Genomic DNA, 11,895 nt, shown 5'->3' with positions numbered 1-11,895 from the left:
TCGGAGTTTGATAGCAACGGCCGGGCTGCGGCATAGTCCGACATGGCCCATCTTCGGCGAACGATCCGATCACCCGAAAGGATAATCGCCATGGCAACCCTATTGGACATGGACACCGACACCCGCTGGACCGCCGTCCAGCAGCGCGACAAGAGCTTCGACGGCCGCTTCGTCTACGCCGTGGTCACGACCGGCGTGTTCTGCCGCCCGAGCTGCGCCGCAAGGCTGCCGCGCGTCGAAAATGTTCGCTTCTTCGCCGATAATGACGCGGCCGCCAAAGCCGGGTTCCGCGCCTGCAAGCGCTGCAAGCCGACAGGGGCATCGCTCGCCGACCGCCAGGCCCAGGCCGTCGAACAAGCCTGCCGGCTGATCGAGGCGGCGGAGGACCGCATCGACTTCGCGGCCATCGCGGCCGAAGTCGGCATCAGCCGCTATCATTTCCACCGGCTGTTCAAGGACATTGCCGGCCTTACCCCAGGCGCCTACGCCAAGGCCACCCGCGCCCGGCGCGCGCTCGGCGAAATGGCCGATGGCGCCAGCGTCACCGAGGCGATCTATGCCGCCGGCTACAGCTCGCCGAGCCGCTTCTATGAAGGCGTCGCGCCGCAGCTCGGCGTCAGGCCGGGGAGCTTCGCCAAGGGCGGCGCCGGCGAGACCATCCGCTTCGGCGTCGGCGAGTGTTCGCTCGGCAGCATTCTGGTGGCGGCGACGGCCAAGGGCCTCTGCGCCATCCAGTTCGGCGACGACCCGCAAGCGCTGATCGACGATTTGCAGCGGATCTTCCCTAGGGCCGACTTGGTCGGGGCGGACGCGGCGTTCGAACGCTGGATGGCCGAAGTGGTCGGCTTCGTCGATGCGCCCGCGCGCGGGTTGAGCCTGCCGCTCGATGTGCGCGGCACCGCCTTCCAGCAGAAAGTGTGGCAGGCGCTTAGCGAAATCCCGGCGGGCAGCACCGCCACCTATGCCGAGATCGCCGCGAGGATCGGCGCGCCGGGCGCGGTGCGCGCGGTCGCCAATGCCTGCGCCGGCAACAAACTGGCGGTGGTCATTCCCTGCCACCGCGTCGTGCGGACCGGCGGAGCGCTGTCGGGCTATCGCTGGGGCGTCGAGCGCAAGGCGGCATTGATCGCGCGCGAGGCGGCGGCATGAGCCAGCTTGCCACGAAACAGGAGGTTGCCGCGGCGCCCGCCGCAATCGCCGGCCGCATCGCGGGCCTCGACTGGTCCGCCATCGGCGCCGAACTCGATCTGCATGGCGCGGCGACCACCGGGCCGCTGCTCACACCCGAGGATTGCGCCGCGCTGCTCGCCCGCTATGACGAGCCCGCGCTCTATCGCAGCCGCATCATCATGGCGCGGCATGGGTTTGGACGCGGCGAATATCAATATTACGCCGCGCCGCTGCCCGATCTTATCGGCTCGGCGCGGACGGCGCTCTACCCGCCGCTCGCCGCCATTGCCAATGGCTGGAACGAACGGCTCGGCGTCGCAACCCGCTTTCCGGCGAGCCACGCCGCCTTCCTCGCGCGCTGCCATGCGGCGGGGCAGACGAGGCCGACGCCGCTGATACTGAAATACGAGGCGGGCGATTATAATTGCCTGCATCAGGATGTTTATGGAGAGCACGTCTTCCCATTGCAGATCGCCATTCTGCTCTCGGCGCCGGGGCGAGATTTCTCGGGCGGTGAATTCGTGCTGACCGAGCAGCGCCCGCGCATGCAGAGCCGCGCCGAAGTGGTGACGCTCGGCCAGGGCGAGGGCGTAATCTTTCCGGTGCATCATCGTCCGGTTGCGGGCGCGCGCGGGGTCTATCGCACAAATATGCGCCATGGCGTCAGCCGTCTGCGGTCTGGACGCCGGTTCACGCTCGGAATCATCTTCCACGATGCGGCGTGATGCTGGCGGAGATGAATGCAATACAAAAGGTAAGATATTGGGATCTATGCAAAATGGCATGGTGCCTATGCAAAACCCCTCATTGTGCGCTGCGGTAGGAACAATCATCTTCGGCCTATCGACAGAAGGCTATTCTTCCTCCTCCCATAAGCCTTCCTCCTTTTTACGCCAGCGGTTCGCCGCTGGCGTTTTTTATCGCGCCTCCGACAGGAATGGCTTGCCGACGCCGAAGACCGCGCCTTGCGGATCGAGGAGGATGGCGAAGCGGCCGGTATTGGGGACGTTGAAGGGCTCCTCCAGTACGCTGCCGCCGAGTTCCCGCGCCTGCCGGGCGGATTCATCGACATCATTGACGGTAATGAACGGCATCCAGACCGGCGAGCGCGCCTGATGCGCCTCGGGCAGCCCGCGCATGCTGCCGATCTGGGTAAAACCCATCATCCAGATCGTGTGCGGCGGCCCGCTTTTCTCCGGCTCCGGGACGGCGCGGTCCTCAAGCCCGTCGGGATTGAACGACTGCCAGCCGAAAAGCTGCGAATAAAAGGCCGACGCGCCCTCGGCGTCGTTGGTCAGAAGCTCGTTCCACAGGAAGGTCCCCGGCGCCCGCATCTGCTCGTCCCCGCTACGCATTTTCCCCTGAAGGCATCCTAATGCCTCGCATCGGCGCAATCCAGACGGCAAATGGGTGCAAGGCCCGCCGGCCCGCGCGAAGGGCCTCGGCGGCGGGCGGGAGGCGCGGGACGCTAGAGCTTGACGAGTTCGAGCTTTGCCCGGTCGAAGACGCGCAGCACGCGGCAAAGCTCATGGCCGCGCTTTAGGATCAGCCCGGTGGCGGCGATGACGCTATAGGCGCCCTGCTTGCGCGCGAGTTTCGGGTTCTTCTCGATGCGGTAGAGCGGGGCCTCGGCGGTGCGGCGGAAAACGGAAAACACCGCGCGGTCGCGCAGCATGTCGATGGCGTAATCGCGCCATTCGCCTTCCGCGACCTGCCGGCCGTAAACCGAAAGCAGTTGGTTCAATTCGGCGCGGTTGAAGCTGATATAATGCGGCCGCCCGTGGGTGAGCGCCAAGCCCGGCTGGACAAATCCCTCTCCAGCAGGGCGAAAAACTATGGGTTCGATATCGCTCATCGCGCCTCCCGATCTTTCCAGATTCCGTATCATCAAGGCGGTCCGTGGAAAGATCAAGTCCTAGATGGCCGCTTCATCCCAAGAAAAAACCCCTTATGCGCCCGCGCCTTGCGCGCCGCACCGCACAATTTCCAGGAAGTGCGGAAGGCCACGCTCTGGTTGAGCAGCGGCGCAACAACAATCACGAAAGTGCCCCAGTTTGCCCTTCGCGGTGCCTTATTGATCATTAAAATGTAGACAGTTGCCTCAACGCCCCGGTCGCATTTGTCCCGAGGCATCGGTACAAGCCCCCGCCCCCCGGGGACTTTCCTCTGGTCGGGGCTTGAGGCAACGGTGTTCCCCAAAAGTGTGATCCTCAGGCGAGCCTTACAGGGCTCGCCTTTTTCTTTGGCCGGGCCTCAGCCGGCCTCGGCGACCGTCATCACCGTGCGGATGCCGATGATGGCGCGGCAGCGCGCGGCGAGCGTTTCCGAAGCCGCCGCCGTGAGGCCGAAAAAGCGCAGCTCGATCGACATCTCCTCGCCGGCGCCCTGCTCCGTCGAGGCATGCACGCGGTAGGGCACCAGCCCCAGCTTGGTGAAGGGGATCAGCACGCGTGGCAGGAGGTCGTAAGCGCTTTCGCCGGTGAGGAAAAAATAGGTTTTGGCCGCGGCCTCGGGAGGCGTGGCGGTCAGGCTGGCCGCTTGGGCAAGCGGCGCTGTCGACGCAGACATTTGGCAATCCTTGCGAGATCGGAATCGAATGAGAGAACGGAGCTCCCGGCGCCCTCAGGCTACCGGGCCGCTAATTCGATGTCCGCCGATGATGCAAGGGGCATAGGTCATGGCGGCAAGATACTCCAGACGGCTTTTGGCCGCAAGGCGCGGGAACATCCTCAACACCTTGCCAGTTGCTTTTGGGAGAGCTGGGAGGATTTTCATATGAGAGTGGTATTTTTGCACAATAGAGTTCCGCGCAGTCCCGCGCGCGGCAGCATCGCCCGGATCGCGGGGCTTGCCTACGGCGTCGCCGCCTTCGTCGCGACCTTCGCCTTCTTCACCCATTACGTCCTGTTCCTTGGAAATTTACCGAAACTCTCCGCGCCATGGCTCGCGACCACCGTGGACACTGGCCCGACCCTGCCCCCCTTCGCGGCGGCATTGGTGGATCTTGCCCTCGTTGCTCTCTTCGGGTTGCAGCATTCGCTGATGGCGCGGCCGGGCTTCAAGGCCTGGTGGACGCGCACCGTGCCGAAGGGGCTGGAGCGCTCGACCTATGTCATGGCCGCGAGCGCCGTCGGCTTCATCATGATGCTGTTCTGGCAGCCGATCCCGATCGTGCTGTGGGAAGCGCCGCTGCCGGCCGCGACCGCGCTCTGGGTGGCGTTCGGCCTCGGCTGGCTGCTGCTGCTTGCCTCGGGCATCAGCTTCAACATTTTCGAGCTGCTCGGCCTGCGTCAGGCCTGGGCCTGGTCCCAGAACAGGCCGGCGCCCGAGCTGAGCCTGAAGACCAACTGGCTGTATGACTCGATGCGCCACCCGATGTATGTCGGCTTCCTGCTCGGCGTCTGGATGACGCCGCACATGACGGTCGGCCACGCGCTGATGGCGGCGGGCTTCACGCTCTATATCCTGGTCGCCATGCGCTATGAGGAGCGCGACCTCAGCCGGAATTTCGGGCCGGCCTACGAGTCCTGGCGGCAGGGGCGGGCGCAACAGCCAGCCGGTCGGCCTCGCCCCTGAACGGGCGGGACAAAACCGAGGCGATGGCTTCGTCCACATCGGCCTCGCCGGCCAGGATGGCGCGCACGGCCTCGCAGATCGGCAGCTCGATGCCAAGCGTCTTGGCGCGGGCGACGGCGGCGGCGGCGGAATGCGCGCCTTCGCTCACCGATTTGCGGGCGCCGAGCACGTCATTCGGCGACTTGCCCTCGCCGAGCGCCTTGCCGAGCGACATGTTGCGCGACTGTTCGCTGGAGCAGGTGAGGATGAGGTCGCCGAGGCCGGAGAGGCCCATCAGCGTTTCGGGCTTGGCGCCCATCGCCGTGCCGAAGCGCATCAGCTCGGCAAAGCCCCGTGTGATGAGGCCGGCCTGCGCATTGCTGCCGAGGCCGCGCCCGGCGACGATGCCGGCGGCGATGGCGAGCACGTTCTTCACCGCGCCGCCGAGCTGCGCGCCGAGCATGTCGTCCGACCAGTAGAGCCGCAGCGAGCGCGCGCCGAGCGCATTGGCGACGCGCAGGCCGACGACCTCCTGCGGCGTGGCGAGGGTCAGCGCGGCGGGCATGCCGCGGGCGATTTCGCTGGCAAAGCTCGGGCCGGCGAGGACGCCCGGCAGCGCTTCCGGCAGCGCCTCGGCGACGACGTCGGACATCAGCTTGCCGGTGTCCTCCTCAAAACCCTTGGTGCAGATGATGACCGGCTTCTGAGTGACGTGGCGGGCGAATTCATCGGCGACGCTGCGGAAGAACTGGCTCGGCACCACCATCAGCAAAAGGTCGGCGGCGGCGACTTCGGCGACCTTCGCCGTGGCGCGGATCTCGCGGTCGAGCGCGACGCCGGACAGATAGATGTGGTTGGAATGCTCGTGATTGATCTCGTCGACCGTCTCGCGCTCATAGGCCCACAGCACCACGTCGCGCCCGGCCCGTCTTGCCGCGATCGCCAGCGCCGTTCCCCAGGCGCCCGCACCGATGATGCCCACACTTTGATAGTCAGCCATTCCGTTCACCAAATTCCTTCTCTCACGCGGCTCCAAGAGCCGCCCAAATCCAAACGTTCGTGCCGCGCACTCCCCCTCACCCACCCGCCTGGCGGCGGAAGCCTCTCCCGCAAGGGGAGAGGGCGAAGAACGAACGCCGCTTTTTTAGCCCTCTCCCCTCGCGAAGAAGGCGACCGGGTGAGGGGGCGCGGCAAGCGCGGCCCACGCCATGATACCTACGCCTTTACACCCGCGCCGATGGCTTTGGGTGCATCGCCGTCCAGCGGCCAGCGCGCCCGGGCCGAAAAATCCGCCTCGAAGGGCAATCCGTGCGCCAGTCTCTCGGCGCCGGCCCAGGCGATCATGGCGGCATTGTCGCCGCAAAGCGCGATCGGTGGCACATGCAAGCTGAACCCAGCCTGAGCGGCGACGCCCGCCATCGCCGCGCGCAGCCGCATATTCGCCGCGACCCCGCCGGCCGCAACCAGACGCAGCGGCGCGCCTTCGGGTGTCTGCTTTATATAGATTGCCATGGCGGTGGTTATCCGGTCGATTACCGATTGGGCTATGGCCTCTTCGAAGGACGCGCATAAATCACGGATGTCCTGCTCGCGCAAGGGCTCCAGCCGCTTGGCCTCGAGGCGCAGCGCCGTTTTCAGCCCGGAGAAGGAGAAATGCGGCTCGGGGCGTCCGAGCATCGGGCGCGGCAGCGCGAAACGGCGGGGATCGCCGCCCACGGCCCAGCGCTCCACTTCGGGGCCGCCGGGAAAGCCGAGGCCCAGGAGCTTGGCCGTCTTGTCGAACGCCTCGCCGAGCGCATCGTCGAGCGTCGTGCCGAGCCGCCGGTAGTCGCCGACACCGTTGACGGCCAGAAGCTGCGTATGCCCGCCCGACACCAGCAGCAGCAAATAGGGCGGCGCGACGCCCTCCGTCAGCCCGACCGTCAGGGCATGGCCTTCGAGATGGTTGACCGGGATCACCGGCAGCTTGTGCACCAGCCCGATCGCCTTCGCCGTCACCGCGCCGACCAAGAGGCCGCCGATCAGCCCCGGACCGGCCGTCACGGCAATGGCGGACAGGTCGGCAAAGCCAAGCCCCGCCTCGCGCATCGCCGCCGCGATCATGCCGTCCAGCGCCTCGACATGGGCGCGCGCTGCGATCTCCGGCACCACGCCGCCATATTCGGCATGCTCGCGCAATTGCGAGCGCACCAGATTGACGCGAATGGCGCCCGAACCGTCCGCATGCCGCTCGATCACCGCCACGCCGGTCTCGTCGCAACTGGTCTCGATGCCCAGGACGGTCAGCGGGCTGTTGGAGCTTTTCATTTTGCGTGGCTTAAAACTGGAGGGCATTGTAAATCTGGCGGAGCAAATCCCGCGCCGCGGTCATAGTTGCCGCCACTTCATGGGGACAATAAGCCCACAATCACGCGCGGCCAAGGATAAGTCATGCAAAGCGAACCGAAAACGCAAGCCCTCATCCGCATCGGCACTCGGGGCAGCAAGCTTGCGCTGGCCCAAGCCTACCAGCTTCGGGACCGGCTGATCGACGCCCATAACCTTACGCCCGACGATTTCGACATCGTCATCATCAAGACCAGCGGCGACATGATTACGGAAAAGCCGCTGTCCGAATTTGGCGGCAAGGGGCTTTTCACCAAGGAAATCGAGGAAGCGCTGAGCGCCTCCGAGATCGACCTTGCCGTGCATTCCATGAAGGACATGCCGACCAAGCTGCCCGACGGGCTGGAGATCTCCTGCTTCCTGCCGCGCGAAGACGTCCGCGATGCTTTCATCAGCCCGAAGGCGGCCAGCCTCTCCGCCCTCGCCAAGGGCGCGGTGCTCGGCACGTCATCGCTGCGCCGCCATGCGCAGGTGAAGCGGCTGCGCCCGGACCTCAAGATCATCAACTATCGCGGCAATGTCGACACGCGGCTGCGCAAGCTCGACGAGAACGTCGCCGACGCCACCCTGCTCGCCTATGCGGGCCTGCGCCGGCTCGGCCTCGAGGACCGCGTCACCGCGCTGATCGAAACCGACGAGATGCTGCCGGCGGTCGCGCAGGGCGCTATCGGCGTCGAGACCCGCATCGGCGACGAGACCATGCTGCGCTATCTGGCCCCGCTGCATGACGGCGAAACCAGCCTCTGCGTCGAGGCCGAGCGCGCCTTCCTCGCCGAGCTCGACGGCTCCTGCCGCACGCCCATCGCGGGCCTCGCGACGCTGGATGGCGGAACGTTGCGCTTCCGCGGCCAGATCCTCCTGCCCGACGGCAGCCGCTCCTACCAGACCGAGCGCGAGGGCGCGGCCGGCGACGGCGCCGAAATGGGCGTCGATGCCGCGCGCGAATTGCTGCAGGCGGCCGGACCGGATTTCCTGCGCAAGGTCGCCTGATGCGCATCATCGTCACGCGGTCCGGCGAGGATGCCGAGCTGCAGGCCGCGCGGCTCGCGGCGCTCGGCCATCAGCCGGTGATCCATCCGCTGCTGCAGATCGACTATCCGGCGCTGCCGCCGATTGCGCTGGACGGCGTGCAGGCGCTCATCCTGACCAGCCGCAACGCGCTGCGCGGCCTGAGCCGGAATGCGGCGTTCGAGGCGGCGAAAAGTCTGCCCGCGTATTGCGTCGGCGAGGGCACGGCCGACGGCGCACGCGAACACGGCTTTGCCCACACCGTCACCGGCGAGGGCACCGCCAAGGATCTGGTGCCGCTGATCGCCCAGTCCTTGCGGCCGCAAGCCGGGCCGCTGCTCTATCTCACCGGTGCCCATCTCGCCTTCGATCTCGAAGCCCCGCTCGCCCAGCTCGGCTTCGCCGTGACGCGTCTCATCGTCTATGAATCCCGCGAGCCCGGTGAGGCCGCCGCGGCACGTTTCGCCGGCGATCTGCGCAGCGGCGTCGACGGCGTGATTTTGATGTCACCGCGCGGTGCGGCGAATTTTATAAGGATTGTTAAGGGGTTTGACCTAGAGCGGGAAGTCCGGGCAATAAGATGTTATTGTTACTCGGATGCGATTGCGGGCGCTCTTAGTAAAATCAACGGGTTGACGGTTGCCGTTTCCCGTCGTCCAACGGAAGCCGAATTGATGCAGCTAATCGGCCCGGTCGCAGCCTAATTGCGGATCTCGCCGATACCAAGGAAGCGCTTGGCAAACGTTAACATTTGCCATCCTATGGTGGCGCGCGAGGATCGGGCCCCGTGGCATTGGGGGCCTGCGGGGAGTATGAGGCCATGACAGGCAATAACGGACCGGAAAGGGACGATCCGGTGAACGCAGGCAACGAGCGGCGTCCGCACGCCACGCTCGACCTGCAAGCGGAGGAAATTCCGGCCAGGGACAATCCCAGCGCGGACGCGGCCGAGACGGCGGGCGGCGCTCAAGCCGCCAGCCTGGACGAGACGCCGGGCGATCCAGAGGCCGCGAGCCCGCTCGAAGCGGCAAGCGCGGACGAGGCTCCGGACGCTGCCGAAGCGGCTGGTGCCAGCGAGACGGCGAGCGCCCCCGAGCCGGCCGCGCCGCGCGCAGAGCGGCCGGATTATCTCCGGCATGACGCACCGGCCGAGGACCTGCCGCCGCATCCTGCCGAGACCGGCGGCCATGCTTTCGCCAGCCATATGGCCTCGGGCGCGCTCGGCGCGCTGCTGGCGCTGATCGTCGCCTATTTCGCCTTCGCCGCCAACAATGCCCCGGCGCCCTTCACCGCCGACGACGCGCAGATGCTGCGCGCCCGCCTTGCCGCCATCGAGGGCCGGCTGAATGACACTGCGGCCCGCACCGAGCAGCTCAGCTCCGGCAGCCAGACCAACGGCCTGAAGAACGACCTCGCCGCCCTCAACGAACGCATCGGCCGCATCGAAGGGCGCCCTGCGGCCGCCCCGGGCATCTCGCCCGACGCCGTGCAGGATTCCGTCCAGCATTCGCTCGATCCGCTGAACGCCCGCATCGCCGAACTCGAAGCGCGGCTCGGCAGCGTCGTCAAGGCGCAAAGCGAAGTGCAGACCAACGGCAAGGCCACCGCCCTCGCCGTCGCGCTCTATAATCTGCGCCGCGCCGCCGACGAGGGCCGCCCCTTCGCCGCCGAATTGCAGTCCGTCGCCGACATGACGCCGGTGCCGCTCGACCTCAGCACGCTGGAGTCGCGCCGCGACGAAGGCGTGCGCAGCCTCGAACAGCTCCAATCCGCCTTCAACGCCTCCGCCAACGCCGCCATCGACGCCGAAAACCAGCCCGCCGACGATTCCTTCGCCAGCAGCCTCTGGTCGAAGGCCAAATCCTTCATCCGCGTCCGCCGCAAGGGCGACGTGCCCGGCGACGACACCCGCGCCATCCTCGCCCGCATCGAGCACCGGCTCGCAACCGGCGACCTGCCCTCGGCGATCGAAGAATCGGGCCGGCTGCAAGGTCCCGCGGCGACCGCGATGGTGCGCTGGCTCGGCGAGCTGAAAGCCAAGCAGGCGACCGACGAGGCCCTGGCGCGCGTCGAGGCAAGACTACTCACCGCGCTTGGCGGCGAAGAGCAAGCCAAAAGGGGTGGCTGATGATTCGGGCGCTGATCTATCTGCTTCTGCTCGCCGCGCTGGCCTTCGGTCTCGCCTGGTTCGCCGACCGTCCGGGCGAATTGTCGATCAACTGGCTCAGCTATCAGATCGACGTGCCGCTGTTCTGGGTGGCGGTCGCCTCGATCATCGGCATCGGCCTGATGCTGTTCGTGTTCAACTTCTTCGGCCGGGTGCTCTCCGGTCCGAGCCGCCTGCGCCGCCATATGAAGCGCCGCCGCATCGCGCGCGGCTACACCGCGCTGCGCAAGGGCATCTTCGCCGTCGGCGCGGGTGACGAGGCGACCGCCGCGCGCTACGCCATCGAGGCCCGCCGCGCGCTGCCGAAGGAGCCGCTGACCGAATTGCTGCGCGCCCAGTCCGCCCAGCTCAGCGGCGACCGGCGCACCGCCCAGCGCATTTTCGAGGCGATGGCGGATCACGCCGAGACCCGCCTGCTCGGGTTGCGCGGCCTGTTCCTCGAAGCCAGCCGCGAAGGCCAGATGGAGGCCGCCCGGCAATTCGCCTCGCGCGCCATGACGCTCAACCCGGCCCTGCCCTGGCCGGTCCATGCGCTGTTCGACATGCAATGCCGCTCGCGCAACTGGCAGGGCGCGCTGGAGACGCTGAGCGTCGCCCGCAACAACCGCCATCTCGACCGACGGACGCTCGATCGGCGCCGCGCCGTGCTGCTGACCGCCCAGGCCCAGGATCTGGAGCCGACGGACGCCAGCCGCGCCGCCGAGCTGGCCATGGAGGCCCACCGCATCGCGCCGGATTTCGTGCCGGCCGCCGTCATCGCGGGCCGCATCATGGCGGGACAGGGCAATGCCTATAAGGCCGCCCGCGTGCTCGCGCGCACCTGGCAATATACGCCGCACCCGGACCTCGCCCTCGGCTACGCCTATGCCCGCCCCGGCGATTCCCCGCGCGACCGCCTCGGCCGCATCAAGTCGCTGATCGTGCTGACGCCGGATCATCCGGAAGCCCGCGTCGCGCTGGCCTCGGCCGCCGTCGATGCGCGCGAATGGGAAGAGGCCCGCGAGGCGCTGCAACCGCTCCTGGCCAAGAACCCGACCGCCCGCGTCTGCGCCCTGATGGCTCGCATCGAGGGCGGCGAGAAGCGCGATGCCGGCCGCGTCCGCGAATGGCTGGCCCGCGCCGTGCGTGCGCCGCGCGACGCCGCCTGGATCGCCGATGGCGTCGCCTCGGCCGAATGGCAGCCGATCTCGCCGGTCACCGGCGCGCTGGACGCCTTCGAATGGCGCGTGCCGCCGGACCAGTCCAAGCTCGGCCAGTCCGACGCGCTGTTCGAGGAAGTCTCGGCGCTCGGCATCGAGCTGGAGGCCGTTGCGCGGAAGCTATCCGACGCCAGTCCCGGACGCGGCGATGCGCCCGCCTCCACGCCCGGTGAGCCGCTGACCATCACCGTCACCGCCGAGGATCGCGGCCCCAAACCGGCCGCCGCCGCACCGGTTGAGAAGAAGCCCGAGCCGAAGCCGGCGCCCGCGCCGGAGAAGCCTGCGAGCTCCGCCTTTATTCGCGACGCCGCGCCCGCCCCCGCGCCGGCGCCGGTCAAGGCTGCGCCCGCCGTCGCCCCTGCCGAACCGCTTGTCCGCGTCAACCCGTCCCCTGCCGCCGTGGTGCCGGCC

12 protein-coding genes are annotated in these 11,895 nt (G+C 67.5%); 7 read left to right on the top strand and 5 right to left on the bottom strand.

What is annotated here, in order from left to right; genetic code table 11:
* Positions 1–90: 90 nt before the first annotated feature.
* Positions 91–1,149, top strand: a complete 1,059-nt coding sequence (gene ada, locus BLEFHOIH_RS14430; RefSeq protein ID WP_088346641.1) for a bifunctional DNA-binding transcriptional regulator/O6-methylguanine-DNA methyltransferase Ada — start codon at positions 91–93, stop codon at positions 1,147–1,149.
* Positions 1,146–1,895: a 2OG-Fe(II) oxygenase gene (locus BLEFHOIH_RS14425; protein ID WP_088346639.1), complete on the top strand. Its 750-nt coding sequence runs from the start codon at positions 1,146–1,148 to the stop codon at positions 1,893–1,895. The genes ada and BLEFHOIH_RS14425 overlap by 4 nt, the downstream gene beginning before the upstream one ends.
* A gap of 192 nt (positions 1,896–2,087) precedes the next feature.
* Here BLEFHOIH_RS14425 and BLEFHOIH_RS14420 read toward each other — a convergent pair whose 3' ends face one another.
* The 3 genes from BLEFHOIH_RS14420 to BLEFHOIH_RS26700 form a co-directional block, all read right to left on the bottom strand.
* Positions 2,088–2,525 (bottom strand): VOC family protein, encoded by a 438-nt coding sequence (locus BLEFHOIH_RS14420; protein ID WP_088346637.1) that lies wholly within the window; start codon positions 2,523–2,525, stop codon positions 2,088–2,090.
* A gap of 113 nt (positions 2,526–2,638) precedes the next feature.
* Entirely contained in the window at positions 2,639–3,025 is a 387-nt protein-coding gene (locus BLEFHOIH_RS14415; RefSeq protein WP_088346635.1) for a DUF2794 domain-containing protein, read from the bottom strand.
* Between the two features lie 398 nt (positions 3,026–3,423).
* Entirely contained in the window at positions 3,424–3,738 is a 315-nt protein-coding gene (locus BLEFHOIH_RS26700) for a hypothetical protein (protein ID WP_170937164.1), read from the bottom strand.
* 207 nt (positions 3,739–3,945) lie between these two features.
* Here BLEFHOIH_RS26700 and BLEFHOIH_RS14405 point away from each other — a divergent pair, with 207 nt between their 5' ends.
* The gene (locus tag BLEFHOIH_RS14405) at positions 3,946–4,746 is read left to right on the top strand and encodes a methyltransferase (protein WP_170937163.1); all 801 of its coding nucleotides are present in this window, start codon (positions 3,946–3,948) and stop codon (positions 4,744–4,746) included.
* Here BLEFHOIH_RS14405 and BLEFHOIH_RS14400 read toward each other — a convergent pair.
* Positions 4,667–5,725, bottom strand: a complete 1,059-nt coding sequence (locus tag BLEFHOIH_RS14400; RefSeq protein WP_088346629.1) for an NAD(P)H-dependent glycerol-3-phosphate dehydrogenase — start codon at positions 5,723–5,725, stop codon at positions 4,667–4,669. The genes BLEFHOIH_RS14405 and BLEFHOIH_RS14400 overlap by 80 nt on opposite strands.
* Positions 5,726–5,940: 215 nt before the next feature.
* Positions 5,941–7,011, bottom strand: coding sequence for a tRNA (adenosine(37)-N6)-threonylcarbamoyltransferase complex transferase subunit TsaD (gene tsaD / locus BLEFHOIH_RS14395; protein ID WP_088346845.1), 1,071 nt, complete (start codon positions 7,009–7,011; stop codon positions 5,941–5,943).
* A 144-nt stretch (positions 7,012–7,155) separates the two neighbouring features.
* Between tsaD and hemC the strand changes: the two genes are divergently transcribed.
* The 4 genes from hemC to BLEFHOIH_RS14375 all read left to right on the top strand — a co-directional run.
* Complete coding sequence (hemC, locus tag BLEFHOIH_RS14390; RefSeq protein WP_088346627.1) at positions 7,156–8,100, top strand: hydroxymethylbilane synthase; 945 nt, start codon at positions 7,156–7,158, stop codon at positions 8,098–8,100.
* A complete protein-coding gene (locus BLEFHOIH_RS14385) occupies positions 8,100–8,822 on the top strand; it encodes a uroporphyrinogen-III synthase (RefSeq protein WP_088346625.1) in 723 nt (240 codons plus the stop codon). The genes hemC and BLEFHOIH_RS14385 overlap by 1 nt, the downstream gene beginning before the upstream one ends.
* A 116-nt stretch (positions 8,823–8,938) precedes the next feature.
* Entirely contained in the window at positions 8,939–10,246 is a 1,308-nt protein-coding gene (locus tag BLEFHOIH_RS14380; RefSeq protein WP_088346623.1) for a mitofilin family membrane protein, read from the top strand.
* On the top strand, positions 10,246–11,895 hold a 1,650-nt coding region (locus tag BLEFHOIH_RS14375), incomplete at its 3' end, for a heme biosynthesis HemY N-terminal domain-containing protein (protein ID WP_088346621.1). The genes BLEFHOIH_RS14380 and BLEFHOIH_RS14375, both read left to right, overlap by 1 nt.

The organism is Rhodomicrobium sp. R_RK_3, assembly GCF_002198715.1.
In the GTDB taxonomy this organism is placed as follows: domain Bacteria; phylum Pseudomonadota; class Alphaproteobacteria; order Rhizobiales; family Rhodomicrobiaceae; genus R-RK-3.
This window is presented reverse-complemented; position numbering and strand designations above follow the sequence as displayed.